19 protein-coding genes are annotated in these 23,909 nt (G+C 67.8%); 7 read left to right on the forward strand and 12 right to left on the reverse strand.

The genetic code is table 11. The annotated features are described in order from the left end of the window. Positions 1 to 39: 39 nt before the first annotated feature. The 5 genes from RJ05_RS00885 to dprE1 all read right to left on the reverse strand — a co-directional run bounded on the left by RJ05_RS00885 (position 40) and on the right by dprE1 (position 10,009). Positions 40 to 3,450, reverse strand: coding sequence for an arabinosyltransferase domain-containing protein (locus RJ05_RS00885; RefSeq protein WP_211357647.1), 3,411 nt, complete (start codon positions 3,448 to 3,450; stop codon positions 40 to 42). 59 nt (positions 3,451 to 3,509) lie between these two features. Further along, positions 3,510 to 5,315 (reverse strand): glycosyltransferase family protein, encoded by a 1,806-nt coding sequence (locus RJ05_RS00890; RefSeq protein ID WP_036531803.1) that lies wholly within the window; start codon positions 5,313 to 5,315, stop codon positions 3,510 to 3,512. A 137-nt stretch (positions 5,316 to 5,452) separates the two neighbouring features. Further along, a complete protein-coding gene (locus RJ05_RS00895) occupies positions 5,453 to 7,465 on the reverse strand; it encodes a galactan 5-O-arabinofuranosyltransferase (protein ID WP_194985799.1) in 2,013 nt (670 codons plus the stop codon). Positions 7,466 to 7,754: 289 nt separating this feature from the next. Then, positions 7,755 to 8,534, reverse strand: a complete 780-nt coding sequence (gene dprE2 / locus RJ05_RS00900) for a decaprenylphospho-beta-D-erythro-pentofuranosid-2-ulose 2-reductase (protein WP_036531804.1) — start codon at positions 8,532 to 8,534, stop codon at positions 7,755 to 7,757. After that, positions 8,531 to 10,009 (reverse strand): decaprenylphosphoryl-beta-D-ribose oxidase, encoded by a 1,479-nt coding sequence (gene dprE1 / locus RJ05_RS00905; protein ID WP_081597101.1) that lies wholly within the window; start codon positions 10,007 to 10,009, stop codon positions 8,531 to 8,533. Before dprE1 ends, dprE2 begins: the two co-directional genes overlap by 4 nt. A 134-nt stretch (positions 10,010 to 10,143) precedes the next feature. Here dprE1 and RJ05_RS32720 point away from each other — a divergent pair, with 134 nt between their 5' ends. Beyond that, entirely contained in the window at positions 10,144 to 10,674 is a 531-nt protein-coding gene (locus tag RJ05_RS32720; RefSeq protein WP_373365043.1) for a GtrA family protein, read from the forward strand. A gap of 3 nt (positions 10,675 to 10,677) precedes the next feature. On the opposite strand, the gene RJ05_RS00915 is transcribed toward RJ05_RS32720, so the two are convergent. Both RJ05_RS00915 and RJ05_RS00920 read right to left on the reverse strand, forming a co-directional pair. Further along, entirely contained in the window at positions 10,678 to 11,277 is a 600-nt protein-coding gene (locus RJ05_RS00915; protein WP_036531805.1) for a pyridoxamine 5'-phosphate oxidase family protein, read from the reverse strand. Positions 11,278 to 11,616: 339 nt separating this feature from the next. Further along, positions 11,617 to 12,099 (reverse strand): hypothetical protein, encoded by a 483-nt coding sequence (locus tag RJ05_RS00920; protein WP_036531861.1) that lies wholly within the window; start codon positions 12,097 to 12,099, stop codon positions 11,617 to 11,619. Positions 12,100 to 12,339: 240 nt separating this feature from the next. Between RJ05_RS00920 and RJ05_RS00925 the strand changes: the two genes are divergently transcribed. Further along, positions 12,340 to 12,900, forward strand: a complete 561-nt coding sequence (locus RJ05_RS00925; protein ID WP_036531806.1) for a DUF4282 domain-containing protein — start codon at positions 12,340 to 12,342, stop codon at positions 12,898 to 12,900. A gap of 97 nt (positions 12,901 to 12,997) precedes the next feature. Further along, positions 12,998 to 13,876 carry a helix-turn-helix domain-containing protein gene (locus RJ05_RS00930; protein ID WP_228783175.1) on the forward strand — a complete coding sequence of 293 codons (879 nt, stop codon included), beginning with the start codon at positions 12,998 to 13,000 and terminating at the stop codon, positions 13,874 to 13,876. 78 nt (positions 13,877 to 13,954) lie between these two features. Here RJ05_RS00930 and RJ05_RS00935 read toward each other — a convergent pair whose 3' ends face one another. Both RJ05_RS00935 and rfbA read right to left on the reverse strand, forming a co-directional pair. Next, positions 13,955 to 14,509: a dTDP-4-dehydrorhamnose 3,5-epimerase family protein gene (locus tag RJ05_RS00935; RefSeq protein ID WP_036531812.1), complete on the reverse strand. Its 555-nt coding sequence runs from the start codon at positions 14,507 to 14,509 to the stop codon at positions 13,955 to 13,957. A gap of 2 nt (positions 14,510 to 14,511) precedes the next feature. Then, positions 14,512 to 15,384, reverse strand: a complete 873-nt coding sequence (gene rfbA / locus RJ05_RS00940) for a glucose-1-phosphate thymidylyltransferase RfbA (RefSeq protein ID WP_036531814.1) — start codon at positions 15,382 to 15,384, stop codon at positions 14,512 to 14,514. 387 nt (positions 15,385 to 15,771) lie between these two features. Here rfbA and RJ05_RS00945 point away from each other — a divergent pair, with 387 nt between their 5' ends. Then, positions 15,772 to 16,758 (forward strand): alpha/beta hydrolase, encoded by a 987-nt coding sequence (locus tag RJ05_RS00945; protein ID WP_051016041.1) that lies wholly within the window; start codon positions 15,772 to 15,774, stop codon positions 16,756 to 16,758. Positions 16,759 to 16,932: 174 nt separating this feature from the next. Here the strand turns inward: RJ05_RS00945 and RJ05_RS00950 are convergent, their stop codons facing one another. After that, a complete protein-coding gene (locus tag RJ05_RS00950) occupies positions 16,933 to 17,637 on the reverse strand; it encodes a DUF8020 domain-containing protein (RefSeq protein ID WP_036531823.1) in 705 nt (234 codons plus the stop codon). 303 nt (positions 17,638 to 17,940) lie between these two features. On the opposite strand from RJ05_RS00950, the gene rfbB reads away from it, so the two are divergent. Next, positions 17,941 to 18,951, forward strand: coding sequence for a dTDP-glucose 4,6-dehydratase (gene rfbB / locus RJ05_RS00955; RefSeq protein ID WP_036531863.1), 1,011 nt, complete (start codon positions 17,941 to 17,943; stop codon positions 18,949 to 18,951). An 81-nt stretch (positions 18,952 to 19,032) separates the two neighbouring features. Here the strand turns inward: rfbB and RJ05_RS00960 are convergent, their stop codons facing one another. Together RJ05_RS00960 and RJ05_RS00965 are read right to left on the reverse strand one after the other, a co-directional pair. After that, positions 19,033 to 20,760 (reverse strand): DUF2142 domain-containing protein, encoded by a 1,728-nt coding sequence (locus RJ05_RS00960; protein WP_036531826.1) that lies wholly within the window; start codon positions 20,758 to 20,760, stop codon positions 19,033 to 19,035. Next, on the reverse strand, positions 20,757 to 21,719 hold the full coding sequence (locus tag RJ05_RS00965) for a glycosyltransferase (protein ID WP_036531828.1): 963 nt from the start codon (positions 21,717 to 21,719) through the stop codon (positions 20,757 to 20,759). Before RJ05_RS00965 ends, RJ05_RS00960 begins: the two co-directional genes overlap by 4 nt. A 101-nt stretch (positions 21,720 to 21,820) precedes the next feature. Here RJ05_RS00965 and RJ05_RS00970 point away from each other — a divergent pair, with 101 nt between their 5' ends. After that, positions 21,821 to 22,345 (forward strand): GtrA family protein, encoded by a 525-nt coding sequence (locus tag RJ05_RS00970; protein WP_051016043.1) that lies wholly within the window; start codon positions 21,821 to 21,823, stop codon positions 22,343 to 22,345. 138 nt (positions 22,346 to 22,483) lie between these two features. Next, positions 22,484 to 23,909 (forward strand): glycosyltransferase (locus tag RJ05_RS00975; protein ID WP_051016049.1); only part of this gene is annotated, 1,426 nt, incomplete at its 3' end.

Here is a 23,909-nt window from a genome sequence, read left to right on the forward strand (position 1 = left end):
ACTACGGCAATGCCGTGGGGCGTGAGGAACTTCCTCGGGTTATCTGATCCGGATCGGGGAGTCCTCGGCCAGCCCGGAGCGGGTCGCCGTGGTGACATTCAGTTCGGCCGGGGCCGCGTTCGGATCATAGGGGGTGAACTGTTCCAGCGAACCCCAGTCCCGGCCCCAATCGTCGTTCAGATACGTCGGGATGGTCTCGGCTTGCAGGAGGAGCTCGGTCCAGCCCAACGGACCGCCGCCGATGTCGTCCTGCCAGGCGTTGGAGGCGTCGGAGCCGACGCGGTCGGGCAGGATGCGCCAGCGCGGGACCTCGGCCACGCCGTAGCGGTGGTCGAAGGGGCGCTGGCAGGGGAAGGCGAGGCCGACATGCCAGTCCAGCAGGACCGGGTCGGTGTGGCCGACGACCGAATCGAGGGTGGCCAGACGCGGCAGGCGGGGTGGGGTGATGGCCAGCCATTGGCGCTGGGTGATGTCGTTGTCGGTGGCGACCAGGCGCACCGCGTTCACCTCGGCGGGCAGCTGATCCAGCGGCACCCGCAGGTTGCGCCAGGACGGCGCCGGTCCGATATCGGTCGGGGTGATCGCACCGAGGACGGTCATGGTGCCGTCGGCGGCGCGGGTTCCGTACTCCAGCACCAGGTCCTGGCCGTAGGTGAGCACGCCGTCGGCGTCGACGGAGCGGATGCGGCCGGCCGCGGTGATGGCCAGCACCCGGTAGGCGGGGTCGTCGCGCATGGAGTCGGACAGGTCCAGGCGGTACCACTGAGTGGTGAGCTTGGCCTGCTTCTGGTCATCTTCCTGGTAACTGCCGAGCACCGGTGTGCGGGCGGGATCGAGGCCGAACGGCAGCGCCACGGTCGAGCCGTTGATCCCGGCCTGCGCGGTGGTGCCGCCGCCGGTGCCCGCGCCGGTGGTGTCGCTGGTCTTGTTGTCGTTGTCGGATTCGACGGTGTTGGCGCCGCCGCCGGCGACTTCCTCGGCGTCGGCGGTGAGATCGTCGGCCACCCCGTCCGGGGTGAAACCGACTGTCTCCACGCCGGATTCACTGGAAACGAGGCCGTCGGCGGGATCACCTTCGTACGGAACCAGCAGGGAGTCGGCGGTATTCGTTTCCACCAGCACCGAATCGGCCAGCGCGCACGGCTCACCGGCCAGCGAGCGCACATTCGATTTCGCGACCGAGTATGCCGGGTACTGGGAGACCGCGGCCTTGGCCAGCGATGCCACCTCGAAGATCACCATCAGCGCGGCGGCGATCGTCAACGGGGCCGAGGCGTATCGGCCCCACCGGGAAGCGCCGGCCCGCCGATACGGCTGCCGGTAGTGCAGCCACAGCGCGACCAGCAGCGCGATCACGCTGAGCCCAAGGAACAGCGTCGACACGCCCTTGCCCGCCACCAGCGGCGCCTTGTCCCACCACGGGACACCGTAACTGGAGACATACCACCAACCGTTGGACCCGGTGAAGGTGATGGCGAGCAGGAACAGCACCGCTGCCGCGAACAGCGCCCGGTTGCGCGCCGAGCGAATCCCGTTGACGCCCACCGCGACCGCCGCGAGCGCGGCCAGCGAACCGGCCAGGCCCGCGTACACGCCGAAGTGATGGGTCCACTTGGTCGGCGTCCACATCATCAGTAGCAGTGAGGCGAACACGATGCCGAGAATGCGCACCGACGGCCCCCGCGAGGTACCGGGAATGCGGCCCTTGCGCAGCACTTGCAGCACGCAGACCAGCAGGCACAGCAGCATCAGCAGCACACCGAACCGGCGCGACAGCGAACCATCGGGCGCCAGCATGAGCAGTGAATCCCAGCGCGTGCGTTCGTCGAACCAGGCGACATTCGGCCCGACGATGGTGCGCACCCGGGTGGCCTCCATGACCGTGGCGAGTGTTTGGTCGGCGAAGATGACGACCAGCACCAGAGTTCCGGCGGCGAGGCCCGGTGCGAGCAGTGACGCGTAACGGAAGAGCCCGCTGGCGAGCGAACCGCGCGGGCGCAGCGCGCCATCCGGGCCGGCCTCGCCGGTACTCCGAACTCGCGCCCGCGCCTCGGCCGGCACCGACTGCGTCGCAGCTTCCCCACGCGCCCGCTTCACGATCACCTGCAACACCGGCCGCGATCCCGCGATCAACGCCGCGATGCAGATCAACCCGGTCGGCCCGGCTGCCAGCGAGAACGCCGCGATGAGAATGCCGATCGCCGCGGGCAGCAGCCGCGAGGTGGCGATGGCTCGCTCGATCGAGCACCAGGTGAGCAGCGCACCGGCCGCGATCAGCGGTTCGGGCCGCAGCCCATTGTCGTAGGGCAGCCAGAAGGCCAGGAACACCAGTCCGGCCGTCCACAACGCCACCTTGTTGCGGCGCACCCGCGCACCCAGCCGAGGCAACACCTCACGGCTGATCACCAGCCAGCACACCACCCCGGCCAGCAGCGCAGGCAGCCGCATCCACGGGCTGGCGTCGGAGATGCGCGTCATCCACGACAGCACCTCGTACGACCAGCCGAACGGCGCCTCCGGCACCCCGAACCAGCGGTAGTAGTTGGCCATGTAGCCGGCGTGCTCGGAGGCGCGCGCCATGTTCAGGATGTAGCCGTCGTCGGAGGTGTTGGCCCCGATGACGTGCCAGAGCGCGAGCGTGCCGAGCACCGCCCCGTCGGCGAGGGTGAACCGCCACCAGTGTGCGGGCAGGAAGCGGCGTGCGCGGCGGCCGTCGGAGGTGTCGAGCAGATGCAGCGCGATCAGCGCGACGATGGTGCTCAGCACCGCGACGATCATCGCGGCGAGCTTCAACACGCTCGGCGAGGAACTGAAGCGTGAATCGATCTCGGCGTGCAACCGGATGCCGTCGAGCCGGTCCTGCGCCAATTCGGTGAACACGCCGACCATCTGCGGCCGGATATCACGAGTGACGGTGGCGCGGAACGGTGTTCCGTCCGCGCGATTCACCCCGACGATCTCCGCGCTGGTGGCCGTGGCTTCCGAGGTGACCCGCACGGTGTCGCAGTCGCCGATCTCCGCCACCGGCGCCGACAGCAGCGGTACGTCACGTAGCAGCACCGTCAGCGAGCCCTCGCGCACCGCGACGATCAGCCCCTTGGCCGAGGCCTGATCCGATTCCATCGGGATGGTGGATACCAGCGTGCCCGTCGCGTCGCGCAGCACCGGGCACGGCACCGTGAGATCGAGGCGCAGCGGCTCGTAACTCACCAGTGGCGCTTCCACGCTCGTCTGCCCGGCCTGCGGCCAGTCGAGCACCGCCCGGTCCTGACGCACCGGCAGCAACGGGGTCAGCAACGCCAGCACGAATCCGAGAAATCCGGAGACGAGGGCGATCAGGCGGAGACGGTTGAACGCTCTGGGAGATCGGTCCGGTCGCACGGGACTCGACTCTAACCGGCGGCGCCGGAGCCGGCCCACGCCCTGCCCGGGGCGGGGGAGGGCGATCATTCGACTTCCCGATGCGCCGGTACGCAGCCGACCGCGCCCTGCTCGCCCGGGAGCCGAAACTAGCGCAGCGTCCGCACGTCCCACACCCAGACGTCCTGGACCCGGATCGGTCCGGTGCCGAGCAGCTCGGTCATCGTCTGGCGCAAGGTCGTGGCGTTGGTGGTGCGCGGCAACACCACCACATCGGCCTGCCAGTACCGCAGATCGGCCAGCGCCGCCGCGCGATCGTCGGCGTCGATCTCTGGAACCTGACCGGTGTCCTGCGCCTTGACCAGTAGCGATGCCGTTGCCCGGGCGGCGGGGCCGTAGATGCCCTTCTTGTCCGCGCCGGTGGGGCCGACGAAGTAGCCGCCCGCGAGCGGGAAGGTGAAGCGCGCGTCGGCCTGCCAGCGCAGCGCTCGCGCGTCGGGTGGGCGCGGCGGCGGTACCACCACCACCGAGCCGTGGTCGACGTACTGGTCGACGGTGCCCTCGGCGAAGAACTGCGGCGTCTCGTGGCGCTCGGCCACCGGAAGGATCGTCGGCACCAACGGCAGCAGCGCGAAGGCCAGCGCTGCGAACCAGCCCAGCGGCTTGGGGTCGACCGCCGACTCCTTCCACAGCGCGACGGCCCGTTCGGTGGCCAGGGCGAGGATCACCGCGATGGCCGGGATCGCGGCCATGGTCAGCCGGGATTCCAGCATGGAATTGACCAGCGGCACCGATTCCAGCAGCCGCCACGGCAGCGCGATGCCGGTGGATTCCTTGCCGAACTTCGCCTCCGAACCCAGCGACAGCACCCCGAACACCACGATGACGCCCGCCGCGGCCCGCACCAGGCGTTCGCGCCACAGCAGCGCGACGGTCGCCACCAGCAGCAACAGCAGCGGCCAGCCGAAGTAGGCGTTCTGTTCGGTCGGGTTGATCGCGACGCTCTGACCGGGGGAGAACATCCCGCCGAGCGATTCGGAGGGGAATTGGGTGATGGCTTTGAGGTCGTTGCCCATCTGGCCGTGGTCGATGGACCGGTAGCTCTGCGGCCCGAAGAACTGCCACCACAGCGGAATCTCGGTGAGCACCAGCGTGATCACCGCGGCCAGCGCCACCGTCGGCGTGATCCGGCGCAGGATCCGCAGTCCGGCACGCGGTTCACGCAGGTAGTAGCCGATCGCGAAGACGGCGAAGGCCAGCGCGAAGATCAGCAGCGGTTCCTCGCCGAGCGCGATCTGCATGGCCACCAGCAGCCCGAGAATCACCGCGTCACGCACCCGTCGGCGCGGGCGCGGCCGGCCGGGCACGCTCGCCCGCCGCGCCATCCGGATCACCTGCCCGGCGATCAGCGGCAGCAGCACCAGCACCACGAAATTCGGGTGCGCGTTGGCGTGCGAGATCATGGCGGGCGCGAACCCGCAGAACAGCCCACCGATCACGGCGGCGGTGCGCGAGCGCACCAGCTCCCGGGAAAACAGCCAGTACCAGGCGAAGGCGGTGCCGCTCAGCCCGAGGGTGAGGACGAGCACGAAGGTGACCGTCGGTCCGAACAGCAGGGTGACCGGCGTCAGCGGGATGCCGACGCCGAACATGGCCGTATTGGCCATCATGTTCACCCCGGCAGGGAAGTTCTGCAGATGCGTGCCGAGCGGGTTCTGCAGGTTGGCCACCGAGTGCGCGGTGACGGCGAAGAACCACTCCCACATGGTCTGGTCCTGACCGCTCTTGATCAGGTACGAGCCGCTGGTATCGCGCCACTGCCCGGACAGGACGGTCGCGGCGAGCAGCAGGTAACCCGCGCCGATCAGTAGATCGGCGCGCGGTATGCGCAGGCGTGCGCGGGTTCGTTCGGGGGTGAGCCGCTGGACCGTCGTCCCATCCGCCGCGACGTCCACCGCCGTCGATCCGCCCCGCTCGACGTCAGGTTCCCCACTCAAAACGTACAACCACTCCTCGTACCGGCCGGATCAGCAGCCCACCGTACCCAACCATCCTGAGCCGGAGGTGACAAGCCGGTCCGGGCCGGCCGAGCTCACCGCGCGACGGTGACCAGCGTGAACGGACCGATATCGGTGCTGGTGAAGCGCGGATCGTCGAACAGCGAAGCCGGGAAAGCGACGGTGTACCGGCTCACATTCGGATCGTTCGGGTAGACGTCCTTTGCAAGCCTCAGGGTGTAGTCCTCGCCGCTGCGCCGGAACAGGAACGCATCCGGTGCTCGCCACGGCGCCGACGCCATCGCGTCCAGCAGCTCCTGCGGGGATTCCAGCTCGCTCCAGGCTTCGATCTCTGCCGCGCGTTCGCCGAATTCGGCGAGCGGGTTGGCGTAATGCGAGGTCAGGCCCTGGAATCCGAAGTACGGGTAGTAGGCGAGGAAGGTGGTGTCGGCGGTGAGCAGCACCGTCTCCGACCGAGGACGCCCGGTCTGCGCAGTGAGGGCGGCGTCGATCTCGCGGTAGTAGGCCACCGCCGACGGGTCGCGCTGATCGGCGCGGACGCCGACGCCATCGGTGTCGGTGTAGGCGGTGGTGATCTCCGGCGCAAGCACCCGGGGAATGTCCTGGGTGAAGGCGAGTGCGCCGACCAGCGCCACCACGACGGCCACGATCCGGAACCGCTCGGGTTCGTTGAACCCCTGATACGCCGCCCGCGCCCCTTCCACGAAACCGAACGCCCCGGCCGCCGCCAGCAGCACCAGCAGAATCGGCTCCAACCGGAACGACAGCAGCGTCGTCCCCGCCACGGTCGCCAGCATCGACAGCAGCGACCACAGATACACCGCGAGCACACCGATCCCGAGCGCCTGCGCTCGCCGCGACGACCCGGCCCGCAGCACCAGCCAGATCGTGCCGATCAGACAGAATCCGCCGCGCAGCGAGAACTCCATCATCGGGAACGGCAGCTCGGCGCCGGCTTCCGGCAGATAGTGGAAGGCGGTGCCGCCGCTGGGCCAGGTACCGCCGAGCAGTTCCAGCAGGAATGGCAGGTAGACCGTGAGTGCGATGAGCCCGGCGATCGCGCCGATGACGATCAGTCGCGTGATCGGGGAGATCGCCGCTCGCCAGGCGCCACCCTTCGGCGCCGACCGGTCGACCTCGACACTGGAATCAGAGCTGGTCCGCGCGACGACAGCGGCACGCCGCCGTGAGTGCCCCTGCGCCCGCCGCGCCCACACCGCATACCCTGCCGCGACCAGCGCCATCAACGTCACCGCGAACGCCGCGAAGGCCAGGTACAGCGTGTAGAAGGTCGCCGCGACCCCCAGGAACAGTCCGGTGCCGATCACCGCGCCCCAGCCTCCGGCGGTTCCCCGCTGGTCGGCGGGCCGGTGCAGCGCACCCCAGGCCAGCACCAGCACCGGCGGCAGCAGAACCGCGATGACGGCGCCGTAGGCCTCCGGCGAGGCATAGGCGACGCCGAACGCCGTCACCGCCGCAGTCACCGCGACCGCCCAGTCCGCGCGGATCAGCTCCGACCACAGCACCAGCGAGATCACCGCCGCCACCGCGATCGAAGCGATGGCGTAGGGCTTGAAGACCTCCCACCCGTCCATGCCGAGCACATTCGCCACCCGGCCGCCGATCCAGAACCATCCGGCCGGATAGAACGGCGGCAGGTCCGCGTAGGTCATATCGCGCAGCGCGGCGCTGTCGGTGAGCCGGGTCAGGTATTCGGTGCGGAACTCCTGATCGACCGAGACGCCGAACAGGTACAACTTGGTCGCGGCCAGCGGCATCCCCAGCGTCACCGTGACGAACGCCGAAATCCCGGTCCAGGACAGCAGTTTCGCCAGCCACAGCTTGCTCTTGCGCCGGATCAGCACAATCGAGGCGACCAGCAGCACGGCCGAAGCGACCTGGCCGACCGTCGTCAACGCCCGAGTCACATTGGAGGAGTTGAACGCGGGCCACTGCACCAGCGAAAACGCGTACAACCCGATGGCCGACACAGCTGCCGCGACCAGCGCGGCCGCAGCTGCCTGTCCCAGCGCGCCTCCGATCCGGCGCACCAACTGCCCCGACCGCACTTCGTCGTTCGTTGTCATCGGCGCGCCCAACCTCCGGCTCCTACTCGTCCGCCCGCACGTCCGGGCCAGCCTAGTGGAGCCGGCGCCGTCGTCCGATATGCCTCGAGTCGGTACGCCGGGTTACGCGATCGTCGCGCGGAGCATCCAGCATCACTGGAAAGGCGCAGCCTCGCCCCGCCGATATCCAGTGCGCAGTCAGTCGAAAGCGCAGGCCCGCCAGGCGGGCCGAGACCACGGATCATTCGGACGGTGAAACCGGGCGGCACCGCAGCCGGGGCCGCCGTCGATCCCGGCTGCGGACAGCTGCTCACATGGGCAATTTGCGGAAGATCGGGCGCGGGATGTGGCGCAGCACCGACATCAGGTAACGCACCTGGCCCGGAGCCCAGATGAGCTCCTTGCCCTTCTGCGAGGCCTCGACCGCGAGTGCGGCGACCTCTTCCTTGTCGACGGTGAACGGCGCTTCCTTGGCGCCGGTCGCCTTCCAGTGCTCGAGCGTGGTGGTGGTGCGCACCTGGCCCGGCCGGATGACGAGCACGCGCGGGCCGTAGGGGCGCAGCGCCTCGCCGAGGCCGAGGTAGAAGCCGTCGAGACCGGCCTTGGTGGAGCCGTAGACGAAGTTGGAGCGGCGCACCCGCTCACCGGCCACCGAGGACATGGCGATGATGCGGCCGTAGCCCTGCGCCTTCATCTTCTCGCCGACCAGCACACCGACCGACACCGCGGCGGTGTAGTTGATGCCGACGATCTGCACCGCCTTGCGCTGGTTCTGCCACAGCTCCTCGGCGTCACCGAGGATGCCGAAGGCGACGATGGCGACGTCCACATCGCCGCCGTCCCAGGCCTGTTCGATCACCTTGGGGTGGCTGTCGGTGTCGAGCGCGTCGAAATCGATGACATCGACCTGCTCGGCCCCGGACGCCTTCATCTGCGCCACCGCGGTGTCGCGCAGCGGATCGCCCGGCAGGGTGGCCAGGATGATCCGGGCGGCGCCCTTCTTCAGGTACTCGGCACAGATCGCCAGCCCGATCTCCGACGTTCCGCCGAGCAGCAGGATGGTCTGCGGGTTGCCTACTGCGTTGATCACTGGAGCTCCAGCCTCCTGGCCATATCGGACATGAAAACGCCTGTGGGGTCGACACTTCGGCGGATCTGGATCCACTCGTCGATGCGCGGGTACATCTTGTGGAAGGTTTCGGCGGTGGTGCGCGAATCCTTCGCGGTGTAGAGCCGTCCGCCGAATTCCAGGACGCGCTTGTCGAGTTCGGTGACCAGCTCGTTGAGTCCGGGCCGGATCGGGAAGTCGACGCAGATGTTCCAACCGGGCATCGGGAAGCTCAGCGGTGCCTGGTTGCCGGGGCCGAACAGCTTGAAGACGTTCAGCGCGGAGTAGTGCCCGGAGCGCTGGATGTCGACGATGATGCTCTTGAACGCATCGACCGCCTCGGTCGGCACCACGAACTGGTACTGCAGGAAGCCGTTGGAGCCATAGCCGCGGTTCCACTCGGCGATCATGTCGAGCGGGTGATAGAACTGCGTCAGGTTCTGCACCTTGCCGGTGTAGTTGCCGCCCATCGCGTAATACGCCTGGCCGATGGCATTCATCGTCAGCTTGTTCATCGTCCAGTTCGGGAAGATGTCCGGGACGGTCATCAGCTGTGGTGCGTCGAACTTGAGCGGGCGTTTGCGCAGTTTCTTGGGCAGCTCGTCCACCTTCGCCAGCCGACCGCGAGTGAGCGTGCAGCGGCCCAGCGCCGGCGGCGGGCTGATCACGTCGAACCACGCACTCGAATACGTGTAGTTCGCCTCGCTTCCATCGCTGTGCACCGCGATGGTCTCGTCCAGCGTCCTGGTCTTGACGCCGTCGTTGAGGAAGTACGCGGTCTCGGTCGGGATCATCTCGATCGTCGCGCGCAGGATGATGCCGGTCAGGCCGTTGCCGCCGACGGTCGCCCAGAACAGTTTCGCGTTCTTCTTCGGCGAGATGGTCTGCACCTGGCCGTCGGCGGTGAGCAGGTCGATGGAGCGGACGTGGTTGCCGAAGCTGCCTTCGGAGTGATGGTTCTTGCCGTGGATATCGGAGGCGATGGCGCCGCCGATGGTGACCTGCCTGGTGCCGGGCAGCACCGGAACCCACAGGCCGAACGGCAGCGCCGCCTTCATCAGCTGGTCCAGGCTCACGCCACCGTCGACGTCGACCATGTGGGTGTCGCCGTCGATGCGGTGGATGCGGTTGAGCGCGGTCATGTCGACGACGAGGCCGCCGCCGTTCTGCGCGTGGTCGCCGTAGGAGCGGCCGAGCCCGCGCGCGATGATGCCGCGGCGCAGGTGAGCGGGCTTGCCGTCGTTGTCCTCGGCGACCATGGCCACGGCCTTGGCGATCAGTTCCGGATCGCTGGTCGAGAGCACTTCGGCGGATGTAGGTGCGGTGCGACCCCACCCGGTGAGCGTCCGGGTGCGCGTCGGTAGATCGAACGCGCGGCCCGCGCCGTTGGTGGCGGCGGAAACGCTGTCATCACCGGTCGTCGTGGTGGGGGTCGTAGCTTTCGTGGACATCGGCATAGAGGCTACAGGTATCGCCGATGGGGCGGCCGGGGTCGCCGTACCCGCCGGTATGGCGTCGGCCACGCGCGCGTGATGTGGGCCGGTGGATGGGCTCGGGTGCACGGTGGGCCGCGGCGGCGTCCATTAGTCTCGTGCGCGTGAGTGCCGAACCCCATCTGCCGCTTCCGGTCGAGCTTCCGCTGGTCGACGAGCCGGCCGGTGCGACCGACGGGAGCGAAGGAGGCAGCTTGCGTAACCACGCAGCGACCCGGGAGCACCGTGATGGGCAGAGCACTGATGTCGATCTGAAGACGCAGGTCATCCGGTTCGGCGTGACCGGTGGGTTGTCGGCGATCGTCGACTTCGGCCTGTATTCCCTGCTGTACGCGGTCGGCCTGCAGGTCAGCCTGGCCAAGGCCATCGGCTTCATCGCGGGCACCACCACCGCTTATGTGATCAATCGGCGCTGGACGTTCCAGGCTCCGCCGAGCCGGACCCGGTTCATGGCGGTGGTGGCGCTGTACGCGCTGACCTTCGCGGTGCAGGTCGGTCTCAACTGGGTGATGTACCAGGCACTCGACGACACGTGGTGGCGGCTGCCGCTGGCGTTCGTCGTCGCGCAGGGCACCGCCACCGTGATCAACTTCGTCGTGCAGCGGATGGTCATCTTCAAGATCGACTAGGGGTCAGCTCTCCACCAGCGAATCCGTTTTCACGCCGAAATAGTCACCGCCCTTGGCCCGCACGCTGTCGGTACCCCATTCCCGCTGCTCACGGGTGGCCTGCACCAGATGCGGGATGTGTTTGCGGCAGTGGATGTAGGCCTCTTCGACGTCGACAACCACCCACAGCTGGGCCTCGCGTCCGCGACGGCTCGAGGGCAGGCCGGGTACCCAGGTGCGCAGCGCGAGATCGTCGACGATGCGGGCCGAGCCGTTGATGTGCAGGCCGATCAGATCGCGCACGAAGTCGATCAGCAGGATGCCGATGTGCGGGTTGGTGTGGATATTGCCGAGGCTGGCCAGTACGCCGTTGCCCCGATATTCCGGGTAGGCGATCGTCTGCGCGTCGATGACGTGCAGGAATCCCGGTTCGCCCGCCCGGAAGCTGGCATCGCATTCGCCGTTGGCGTCGGCGGTGGCGATGAACGCCATATCCATCCGGCCGACGAAGTCGATCATCTGCTCGTTGAGCCGATCGCGGACCTGGTCGTCGTAGAAGCGCCGGGCCCGGTCCTGGGTGCCGTGACGTTCCTGTAGTTCGTGCTCGCCGTCGCTGCCGCGCATGCGCGCCCCCTGAGATAGCCGGATTCGAGACCGTCGAGGCTCGTCGTCGAACCAGCGACTTAAAACGAAAGCTGGTCAATTTTATCCGGCAAACACTCGGTTGCGGAGCGGAATGCGTCCAGTCCGGATCGGTGAATCCCGAGCTCGCCCAAGGTTTTCCGGGCAGCGACAAAACAGACTGGTTCGTTCGATTCTGGGTGCCGGGTTACCGCGCGGCGAACCCATGCGCGCCCAAGGCTTTTCGGCGCACGGCAAAGACCCCGTCGGTGAACGACGGGGTCGGTAGCCGTGTGTGCGGTTGTCTACTCGGACGGTCTGGTCCGTGTCTGCGGTGCCGGCTCAGCAGGCGACGCTGGTGAGCTGTCCACGCTTGCGAGCCGCCGCGGCCCGCGCGGCGGCGCTGATCGCGACCACCGGCGGCACCCAGCGGGCCTCGCCGGGGGCGATGCCCCAGCAGGCCGACCCGGCCGAGAGCTGCGTCGGCGGCAGCGGGATGCTCGCACCGTCGGTGTGGACGGTGGCCCCGGCCTCACGCAGCGCCTCGATCGCCATGGCGGCCTTGCGGGCACCGGTGACCAGGTGGATCTCGCGACGCTCGGTACCGGGGATCTCGATCACCGGTCCGGACAGGTTGTTGGCACGCAGGAAGCGACGGACCTCCGCGGCCAGTTCCCCACTGACCTCGATGGCGGACAGGTCGTCATCGGTGATCAGGCACAGACCGTTGGCCGTTTCGGCGACCGTCCAACCGCGCTGGGTGTAGTCCTGCGCGGCTGCGGACATGGCGTCCGCCGAGACGGAAGTCGGAAACGTCGTGCGCACTGTCTTCTCCATTCCCCGTTACAGATCAGGTCCTGCATTCATGGTTCGTATCGAGGGCAGGTGCCCGAAGCGTTACGAGATTCGGAGAATTTTTCACAACTGTCGGATTCGTCTCATTTACCGGCGAGTAATAGCGATCGGTGCTAGGGCGGTGCCAGTCCGGTTTCCCGGCCCCGACCGGGGCAGATGTGACGAGGCCGGGGCTGGTTTCCGCAGCCGGGAGCGGGGAGGATTTCCGGCATGAGTGATGAGTCCGACCGCACCGAGTCGCCGCAACCGGACGACCCGGAGGCCGAGTCGCGCTGGATCACCTGGCGCTCGGCCGCGGCCCGCCGCTTCCCGGACGCGGCGGCCGACGAGGAGACCTCGCCCGAGCCGTTCGTCAGCAGGCGCGCGTTCCGGCAGTGGTGCGCCGACGCCGTGCGCGGCCTGCTCGATGTGCAGTTCCGCAGACCCGTCACCCGGACCCTGCTGCCGCTGGCCTATCTGCTCGGGTTGCTGTTCGCCTTCGGCATCCCGATCGCGCTGACGGTGCTGATGTGGCAGGCCTCGGCGCTGCTCGGCATCGTCGCCGCATTGATCGCGGTGCCGTTGGGGCTGAGTATCGCGGCCTCGGTGCGGCTGGTGCTGGAGTTTCTGGTGAATGCCTCCCGGCTGGCCACGCGCGTCGAGCACATCAGCGATCTGGCCGACGATCTGTTCCAGGCGCTCTCCGATGTGGCCGAGCCGGTCAACCAGCTTTCCGAAGACGTTCGCGCGGTGCAGTTCTGGAGGTTCCGCCGCGGCGGCTCGCGCAAGTGAGTGGCCTGGAAGTGACACGCGGCCTACCTGTGACATCCCTGGTATTGCCGTCCGGTTTCGTTGTGGAACAATGCCGTTCGTCTAACAAGGGGGAACATTGGCAGCACAGGGGACCACCGGCTCGACCATGCCGAGGCGGCGCCTCGGCAGGCAGCTGCGCGATCTGCGCAACCGGGCGAGGATGACCACGCGCGCCGCGGCGCAGCAATTGGAGTGGTCGGAGGCCAAGATCTGGCGCATCGAAACCGGACAGACCTCGCTGCGCGGCCTGGATGTAGAGGCCATGTGCAAGGTGTACGGTGCGCCACCGGAGGCCGTCGCGCCGCTCACCGCCCTGGCCAAGGAGACCAAGGCGCGCGGCTGGTGGACCGGTTACAGCGATGTCATCGGTGAGGGGTTCGAGGTCTATATCGGGCTGGAAGAGGCCGCCTCGCGGCTGTTCGCCTACGAGGACCAGCTGATTCCCGGCCTGTTGCAAACCGAGGCCTACGCCCGCGCGCTGCTCCGGGCCGCGCGCCCGGAGCTCTCCGATTCCGATATCGAGCGCCGGGTGCGGTTGCGGATGGCCCGCCAGCCCCTGCTGACCAGGGACGAATCACCACTGCGGCTGGATGTGCTGATCGGGGAGGCGGCGCTGTGGCGGCCGCTGGGCGATCGCTCGGTCACCGCCGGCCAGCTCGACCACCTGCGGCTGATGTGTGAACTGCCGAATGTGCGCATCCAGGTGGTGCCCTCGGACGCCGAATATCACCTCGGCATCGAATCGGGGACGTTCGTGCTGCTCGAATTCCCGGCGCCCGACCCGGCGGCGGGGGCACCGGAACCACCGGTGGTCTATGTGGAGGCGTTCACCGGGCCGGTGTACCTGGACAAAACACCCGAAGTCGACCGGTACCGGGCGGCTTTCGACAGCATCCGATCCGTGGCGGTCGACGCGCGCACGGCGATCGACGAGGCCCGCGCGAACTGCCGCTGAGCGCACCGGTTTCACGTTCCTGCCGGTCGAAGCCCTTGCCGTCCAGCGCTCGTCGTGCACAAGCGGTCGGGTTTCGGGTCAGCGATCGGCCAGCCGGGGTGCGGCGGCGTCCTTCGGTGAACGCAGGTAGGTGATCGAGCGGCCCTCGCGATCGGTGCGCGGCCAGTCGATGGCCAGCTCCGGGTCGAAAGCGTCCAGATCATGGTCGAATTCGGGGGAGTACTCCAGCGAGCACAGATAGGTGACGGTGGAATCGTCGGCCAGCGACAGGATCGCGTGGCCGAGTCCCTCGGACAGGAACACCGAACGGCGCTCCACATCGTCGAGCACGACGCTGTCCCAGCGCCCGAAGGTCGGCGAGCCCGCGCGCAGATCCACCACCACGTCGAGGAACGCCCCGCGCACGCAGCTCACGTATTTGGCCTGGCCGGGCGGGTTTTCGGTGTAGTGGATGCCGCGCAGCACCCCGGCGGCCGACACCGAGGTGTTGACCTGGAGCAGATCGAAGCGGCGGCCGGTGGCCTTCTCGAACTCCGACGCCTTGAACGTCTCGGCGAAGGTCCCGCGCTCGTCGCTGTGCAGCCGCGGGGTGAACACCCACGCGCCCGGGATCGACATCTCCCTGATCTGCATCCTCACCAACCTCGTCCGCGCTCGAGCAGATCGAGCAGATAGCTGCCGTACCCGGACCGCACCAGCGGATCGGCCAGCGCGCACAGCTGTTCGTCGTCGATATAGCCCATCCGCCAGGCGACCTCTTCGGGCACACCGATCTTGAGGCCCTGGCGTTCTTCGATGGTGCGCACGTAATTGGCGGCGTCCAGCAGCGAGTCGAAGGTGCCGGTGTCCAGCCACGCGGTGCCGCGCGCGAGCACGTCGACGCGCAGCTTGCCCGCCTCCAGATAGGCCCGGTTGATATCGGTGATCTCGTATTCGCCGCGCGCGGACGGGCGCAGGCCGCGGGCGATCTCCACCACATCGTTGTCGTAGAAGTACAGGCCGGGGATCGCGTAGTTCGAGCGCGGGACCTTCGGCTTCTCCTCGATGGATATCGCTCGGCCGTCGGCGAATTCGACGACGCCGTACGCGCCGGGATCGGAGACCCGGTAGGCGAACACCGCGCCGCCGTCCAGGCCGGCGAAGCGGTTGAGGCTGGTGCCGAGGCCCGGCCCGTGGAAGATGTTGTCGCCGAGCACCAGAGCCGCGCACTCGGTGCCGATATGGTCGGCGCCGAGGACGAAGGCCCTGGCCAGGCCGTCGGGTTCGGGCTGGACGACGTAGTCGATGGTGATGCCGAACTGGGTGCCGTCGCCGAGCAGGCGACGGAACGAGTCCGCGTCCTCCGGGGTGGTGATCACCAGGATCTCGCGGATCCCGGCCAGCATCAGCGTGGAGAGCGGGTAGTAGACCATCGGCTTGTCGTAGACCGGGACCAGCTGCTTGCTGACACCGCGCGTGATCGGGTGCAACCGGGTCCCGGTGCCGCCGGCCAAGATGATTCCGCGCATGTCTGCACAGTCTGCCAGGACTTACGGGGACAAGGGCGACCGGCCATCGGGGATCAACGGGTACGTCCACCGGGGGATGAGGGCGACGGATGGGCCTGCCTGCGGCAACGAACCGGTTGTCCGAGTGCGCCGCCACTCGGTCCAGGCTTCGGGGAGATTCCGAGTGCTGTTCGAAACGGTTACGGCGTGCGGGTAACAGGTATAGGGAACAGCGGATTCGGGCACTGTTGTTGCACATATAACGGTCACACGGTGTGCCGGGGCCGCGAGTTGTGAAACGTACTCGCTTCTGACTCGTCGCCGGGTGTGATCGGGAACGTCAGCGTCGACGCTCATCCGGGCTGCTGTCCGGCCGGGGCTCGACGCCCCAGTGGAGGCAGGTGCGCGATGAGTGCGATGAAAGAACCAGGCATCGTGGTCAACCCCGGTGGTCCGAGTGCGCCGGGACGCGTCTTCGAGGCGGCCTTCCGCGGTGTGGTGCGACCGGTCCTGCGCACTTTCCCGATCAATCGGCTGACGCTGCCCGTCGGTGCGGCCCTGATCGACGGCCTGTCGATGCTGCGCCCGGAACCCGCGGGCATCGACCGTGAGCAGGTCCGGCTGAAGGGCTTCCGGATGGAGATCGTGCGCCCCGCGGGGGCTTCCCGGGCGCTGCGGCACGGTGCGGTGCTGTACTTCCACGGCGGCGGCTTCGCGATCTGCGGCCTGCGCACACACCGGCCTGTCGTGGCCGGCTTGGCCCGCCGGACCGGGCTACCGGTGGTGAACGTCGAGTACCGGCAGCTGCCCGGTACCCGCATCACCGAATCGCTGGCCGACTGTCTGGAGGCCTACCGCTGGCTGCTGCGGCACCGGGTCGATCCCGCGCGCATCGTCATCGCCGGCGATTCGGCGGGCGGCCTGCTGGCCTTCTCGACCGTGCTCGCCGCGCTACAGGCCGGGCTACCGGCACCGGCGGGGATTCTCGGCCTCAGCCCGCTGCTGGATCTCGATTACGCCGCGAAAAGCGAGTACGAGAAGACCGCGCGCGACGCCTATATCCCGCTGGCGGCGCTGACCGCGGTGGTGCGGCTCGGCGGTGAGGTCGCAGGCGTCCTCGACCCGAAGCTGTCCCCGGTCAACGCGCCCCTGGCCGGGTTGCCTCCGGTATTGCTGATCGCGGCCGAGCAGGAGCTGCTGCGCTTCGACAGCGAGCTCATGGCCCGGCGGCTCACCGCGGCCGGGGTGCCGAACTCGCTCGAGCTCTGGCGCGGGACCGTGCACGATTTCATGAGCATCGCGCCGAATCTGCCCGAGGGCCGGGCCGCCCTGGCCCGCGCCTCACGATTCATCCGGGCAAGAATCGAGCAGGACGAGCACGTGCGCACCGCGTGAACCGTATGTAAACAAACCCGCACACACGCGGTGAATCTGCCGGATAGGAATACTGCGGAAAATGTGATCCGAAATACGTCCCATAATTTCGGGGCAAATATTCGGCGATCACGGCAGAAACCCCGCCCGGTCGGAACCGGACGGGGTTACCTGCTGTAGGGAACCGTCGGTGAATTACTTGGCCGGCGGGTTGAACGGCTGGTTGATGGTGGTGAAGTACTGGATCGCGGCGCCGATCGCGACGGGCGCGGTGATCAGGATCTGGCCGGCCAGGGTGCCGAGCGCGCCGACGGCCAGGATGCCGCCGATGCAGCCGACCGCGGCGGCCGGGATGAACGGACCGAACAGGCCGATGATGGTGGCCGAGGCGACGGTGGCGCCCGCGATACCGCCGAGCACGCAACCGACGGCCGCGCCGCCGATGCCGCCGACCAGGGTGGCGATGGTGGCGCCGGTGCTGATGGTGTCCTTCATCCGGTTGAAGGCGTCCTTCTCCCGGTCATAGGGGGACTTCCAGTTGGCCTGGTCCTCGAACGGCAGGGCCACCGGCTTGTAGACGGCCTTGGCCATGTCCAGCTGCGGGGTCAGGGTGGCGGTGCGGCCGGAGATGTCGGCGGCGATCGGGAACTCGAAATCGTCCACCCGGAACGACAGCGGGGTTCCGGCCAGCACGGTGCCGTTGCTCGCCTTCACCTTGAAGGTGTTGTCCTCGACGACGAGCGAGCCGGCATCGGTGGTGATGATCGTCGACGACTCGGTGCTCTCGGCGGTGAAGTTGACGGCGGTCTCGGGGGCGGGCGCGGCGTTGACGGTGCCGGCCGTGACGCCGAGCGCGGCGATCACGAGCGCCGAAGTCGCGGCGAATTTCCTCATCAGCATTTCTGGAACCTCGATGTAAAGCGTTCGGAGGGGACGAAATGATCGAAATCGAATTCAGCTAACGATGGGTGAACCGGCTGTGTCCGTTCGTTCAAATTCTGTTCACCGTAGACACGTTTGGCGCGGTGCGGATCCGGAAATATGTACTTCTAGGCGGAGTTTCCAGCGGTTTCGCCGATGCCGGATTTCACTGAATCGGCATTCAAAGCGACCAAGGCCACATCCATCTATTTCCGCTATCTTCGCAATTCGCCCATGCCCGCGGTGCCGGGAGCCCGCCCGCGGCGACGTAAGGTGAGTAGGGTGCGATTGCTGGTAACCGGCGGTGCCGGGTTCATCGGGGCGAATTTCGTCCAACAGACCGTGACCGAACGGCCCGAAGTCACAGTAACCGTGCTCGACGCGCTTACCTACGCTGGGAACAGAGCCTCACTCGAGCCGGTCGCCGACCGCATCGACTTCGTGCACGGCGACATCTCCGACCTCGATCTGGTCGACGAACTGGTCAGCGGGGTCGACGCGGTGGTCCACTTCGCCGCCGAATCGCACAACGACAACTCGCTGACCGAGCCGTGGCCGTTCGTGCAGACCAATATCGTCGGCACGTACTCGCTGCTGCAAGCGGTGCGCAGGCACGACGTGCGCTACCACCACGTCTCCACCGACGAGGTGTACGGCGATCTGGACGCCGCCGACCCCGCTTTCACCGAGCAGACCGCCTACAACCCGTCCAGCCCCTATTCGGCGACCAAGGCCGCCAGCGATCTGCTGGTGCGGGCCTGGACACGCTCGTTCGGGGTGCGCGCCACGCTGTCCAACTGCTCCAACAACTACGGCCCGTACCAGCACGTGGAGAAGTTCATCCCGCGCCAGATCACCAATCTCATCGACGGGGTGCGCCCGCGGCTGTACGGCGCGGGTCATCAGATCCGGGATTGGATCCACGTCGACGACCACAACCGCGCGGTCTGGGATGTGCTCGAACGCGGCCGGATCGGGCAGACCTACCTCATCGGCGCCGACGGCGAACTCGACAACAAGACCGTTGTGCGGCTGATCCTCGAAGCGTTCGGCCGCGACCCGGACGATTTCGATCACGTCACCGACCGGCCCGGCCACGATCAGCGCTACGCCATCGACGCGAGCCTGCTGCGCACCGAGCTCGGCTGGCGGCCGCGCTACGCCGATTTCCGGGCCGGCCTCGCCGACACCATCGCCTGGTACCGCGCGAACGAGGACTGGTGGCGCCCGCACAAGGAGAGCACCGAACGCGCCTACGCGGCGGCGGGCGAGACCACGATCAGCCCGAACTGAGCCCGCGCGCGGACAGCTACTACGGCCTGATCGCCGAGCATCCCTGACCCAGCAATCCGGCTGGGTCAGGGGCGGGCGAACTCAGCCCCAGACGACCACGTAGTACTTGATGGCCGCCGCGGCCAGCGCGATGGTGGTGGCGGCCATGATGGTGATCGGCGCCGCCCGGCCCGGAGCTTTACCGCCGGGACCGGTGAGCCGCAACGGCATCCAGCGCAGCAGCACCGCGAAGGTGAGGATGGCCAGCGGCACGAAGTAGCGGCCCTGCACGCCGTCGATGATGTAGAAGTCGACCGGTGTGAACGACATGTAGAGCGTCACGTAGATCATCGCGACGCTCGCCGCCAACGTCAGCGCCATGATCAAGGTGCGACGGAGATCCGGGGTCGTCATCCGCTCGGCGATCCCGAGCCCGACCGCGAACGCCAGCAGACAGGTCACGATCGACATCGCGGGCACGTCCACGTAACCGAAGCCGAGCTCGCCGAAGAACTCGGTGAACCACTCCTGATCGCGGCGGGCGATGCTCTCGCCGAAGACGCCGAGGAAACCGATCGGGTCGCGCAGGATGCCGCTGAGCTGTTCGCCCGGATTCACCGTGTACCACTGGTGCCGCGGCCGCATCAGGCTCATGCCGTCACCGGTCGGCGCGGCGATCTTCATCCACACCGCGAACCCGGCCGCACCGATGCCCGCGCACAGCAACGGCAGCCACCGCAGCGGGCCGGAGAATCCGAAGCGCTTGGCCGGGACCAGCACGACCAACATGGCCAGCAACACGTAGGTCGGCTTGCTCAACGGCAGCAGCACCGTCGCGACGAGCAGCGCCGTGGTCTCCACCCGGCCCAGCCCTCGGCCCAGGAACAGCGCCTTGACCAGCAGTGCCGACACCATGATGGCCAGGGCGTTGGTCATCGTGTCGGCAGTGACGGTCCCTGCCTGGAACACCGCGATCGGCAGCAGCGCCACGCTGAACGCCAGCCACTGGACGCGGTAGTTGCGCAACGACCACAGCGCGAAGCCGACTACCACGAGGTAGGCCAGCAGCCCAGCGAGTCGGGTGAGCAGCACCATGTCGGCGGCGTCGAGGTTGAGCACGGTGGCCAGCCGGATACCGATCGCGGCGGGCACATAGGGCACCGGGGAGTAGGCAGCGGTATTGGTGAACCAGATCGTCTTGTGCTCGACGGTCACCTCGGCGCCGCCGACGCGGTCGTACCCGCCCGGATCGCCGACCATCGGACCCGGCTCTTCAGGGTTGTCGTTGTAGTCGCGGAAGGCGTAGCCCATCAGCGCATCGATGGCCGCGGGGGCCTGGCCGCCGTAGGCGACGCCGCGATCGTCATCGATTTCCTGCGGCAGGAAGCCACCGTGCGCCACCTGGTAGGCGCGGCCGAACTGGGTGATCTCGTCGTGGCCCCAGAACGGCGGGGTGATCACCGCGAACACGGCACCGAACAGGGTCGCGAGGATGGTGAAGGCGAGGGTGGCGGCACCGAACCTGGCGATCAGCGTGTCGGCGGTGCGGCGCACGGGGTTCGCGGCCGACAAGGGCTTCTCGGTGCGCGACGCGGCCGCGGTCGAGTTGTCGCCGGAGGTGGGTGGCGTGCCATCGGTTGCGGCGGCATCGCCGGTGCCGGACTCGGCGCCGGGTGCGCGCTCGGCAGCGTCATCCGCGGTTGTCGGCTCGTCGGCCGGGGGTGCGGTTGCTTGCTCGGCCGCCGCCGGGGCCGCCTGGTCCGTCGCTGTGCTCTCGGGGTCGACCGGCTCTTCGCGGTCCGCGGATTTCCGGTCGGCCGAGGTCGTCAACGCCCGGCCTCGCCGGGACGCGGGTCCTCCCCGGGAGCCGAATAGCGCAGGTAGACCAGCCGCGCCGTCTCATGCCTGGACCGGCGGATGCCGTCGAGGATCATGCCGGCGGTCCAGGCCAGGCTGCCCAGCAGCAGCAGAGTGAAGGCGAGGAACAGCGTCGGGAAACGCGGCACGGTGTGCGAATCGTAGAACTCGATGACGATCGGAATGGTCAGGATCACCGACACCAGCCAGCTCAGCGTGCCGAACAGGCCGTAGAAGGCGACCGGGCGCTCATGTCTGGCCAGCCCGATGATGAGCGCGAGGATCTTGAAACCGTCGTGGTAGGTGCGCAGCTTGCTCTCGCTACCGGCCGGGCGGTCACGGAATCCGACCGGGACGGCGGTCTGCGGCACCCGCAGATGCAGCGAGTGGACCGTCAGCTCGGTCTCGATCTCGAACTCGCGCGAGACGGCCGGGAAGCTCTTGACGAAGCGGCGGGAGAACACCCGGAACCCGCTCAGCATGTCCTCGACATTCTCGCCGAACACCTTGCCGACGACGCCGTTGAGCACCTTGTTGCCGGTCTCGTGGCCCGCCCGGTACGCCGAGGTGCCCTCGTCCTGCTTGCGCACACCGAGCACATGGTCGTAGGGGCCGTCGAGCAGGGTCTTGATCATCAGCGGCGCGGCCGACGCCTCGTAGGTGTCGTCGCCGTCGATCATCAGATACACGTCGGCCTCGATGTCGGCGAAGGCGCGGCGCACCACATTGCCCTTGCCCTTGGTGTGCTCGGCCCGCACGATCGCACCGGCTTCGCGGGCGCGTTCGGCCGTGGCGTCGGTGCTCAGGTTGTCGTAGACGTAGACGACGATGCCCGGCACGGCGGCCTGCAGGTCGGTGACGACCTTGGCGACCGAAGCCTCTTCGTTGTGGCAAGGGACCACGGCGGCAATGCGAAGCTCGGTGGGATCCACCCGGGTCAATCCTCGAGGTCGGCTGTGAATGGGAACACCGGGAGATTACAGGTGCGCGCGGGCAAACGCCCCAGCGAGGTGCCTGCGGTACCGTCGCCCGAGTGTCACCCAGTGAGCCGACCAGTCCCGCACCGCAGTCAGCCCCCGCGGCGCCCGCGTCGTTGAGCGGCAAAGTGTTCACCGCACTGCGTCAGGGCAGCGCGTTCCTCGTGGTCGGAGCCATCGGTTTCCTGGTCGACGCAGGCACCTACAACCTGCTGGTGTTCTGGGGCGGGGAGGGTGTGCTCTATCACGCACCGCTGCCCGCCAAGATCATCGCGATCGCGGTCGCGACGGTGGTCACCTACTTCGGCAACAAGTGGTGGACCTTCTCGCACAAGAAGACCGACAATCCAGGGCGCGAGTACCTGCTGTACGCGGTGTTCAACGTCATCGCGATCGGCTTGCAGCTGGGCTGCCTGGGCTTTTCCCGCTATGTGCTGGATCTGTCCAGCGCTCTGTCGGACAACATCTCCGGCACGCTGATCGGCCAGATCGTGGCCGTGGTTTTCCGCTACTGGGCCTACGACAAGTTCGTCTTCGTCGGCAAGAGCGCCCCCGCTCCGGAACGGGTCGGCGCCGAATGAGCGGGGTTATCCGACCGGAGCGCCGGGTATCGACTCGGCGGGCTTACGGCGTGTGCGATTGATATCCTCGCTCCCGCCGCGAACCGTATCCAGGGACATGTCTGTCCCGTCGGCACAATGAGGAATTTCGAGGACTTCATGGACCAGTCGGCTACCCAGGCCGTTACCGAAACGAACGATCGCGCGGAGATCGCTCCGGACGCGTTGCGTGTCGCCTCCCACCCGGCGCCGGATCGACTGGTGCTGCAACGAGGGATCTTCACCGGCCCGTCGCCGAAGGTCAGCGATGAGCTCTACGCCGTGGTCAAGGGCCGCTCGACGCGGGAGCGGCAGACGCTGCGGCTGGAGAAGGGCGCGCTCGCGCACACCAACACCTACTTCGGGCGGTTCGCGGCCAGCTACTGGCAGCGCTGGACCACCGTCACGGCGGTCGAGGCGACGATGACGCTGGAGGTGGCGAACAAGGCGCGGGTGCGGCTGGTCGCCTCCGATATCGCCGGGCATCGCCGCATCATCGCCAGTGCCGACGTCGACGCCAGCGGCCCGCTGACCCTGTCCGCGCCGCTGGACCAGTACGTCGACGGCGGGGCGCTGTGGCTGGAGTTCGACGCCGTCGGCGCCGAACTCGGCATCTCCGAGCTCACCTGGACCACCGCCGCGCCGGAACGGGTGCGCCCGGTCGCGATCGCGATCTGCACCTTCAACCGGGCCGAGGACTGCGCGCACACCGTTGCCGCACTGGCCTCCGATCCTGTCGTGCTCGCCGCCATCGACGCGGTCTACGTGGTCGACCAGGGCACCGATCTGGTGCAGGACCGGCCGCTGTTCCAGCAGACGCTGCCCGTCCTCGGCGACAAATTGCGTTACATCCGCCAGCCCAACCTGGGCGGGGCAGGCGGCTTCACCCGCGGGCTCTACGAGGTGTCCGGCGCCAACGAGCACGCCGACGTCATCCTGATGGACGACGACATCCTCTGCGAACCGGAAACGGTGTTGCGGCTCAACGCTTTCGCGAACCTGACGGTGGAGCCGACGCTGGTCGGCGCGCAGATGCTGTTCCTGCTCAACCCCGACTACCTCAATGTCGGCGCCGAGGAAGTGCATCTGGACAAGCTGATGCACGGGCAGAAGGTGCCCAAGGCGCTGCGCAACACCAGCATGCTGAAGAAGAACCAGGAACGTCGCGTGGACGCCGGCTACAACGCCTGGTGGACCTGCCTGATCCCGGCCGAGGTGGTCAAGAAGATCGGGCTGCCGATCCCGATCTTCTTCCAGTGGGACGACGTCGAATACGGCGTCCGGGCTCGCGAGCACGGCTTCGTCACGGTGACGCTGCCCAATGCCGCGGTATGGCACGCCGACTTCTACTGGAAGGACTTCGACGACTGGGCCCGCTACTTCAGCACCCGCAACTCGCTGATCGTGTGCGCCATGCATACCGATCTCGACGGCAAGGCGATCACCCGCCAGCTGTTCCGCAACCTGGCCGAACATCTGGTGGCCATGCAGTACGGCCTCGCACACACCACCTTGCAGGGCATCGAGGACTTCCTGCGCGGCCCGC

It is taken from the genome of Nocardia cyriacigeorgica NBRC 100375 (assembly GCF_000308555.1).
GTDB lineage: Bacteria > Actinomycetota > Actinomycetes > Mycobacteriales > Mycobacteriaceae > Nocardia > Nocardia cyriacigeorgica.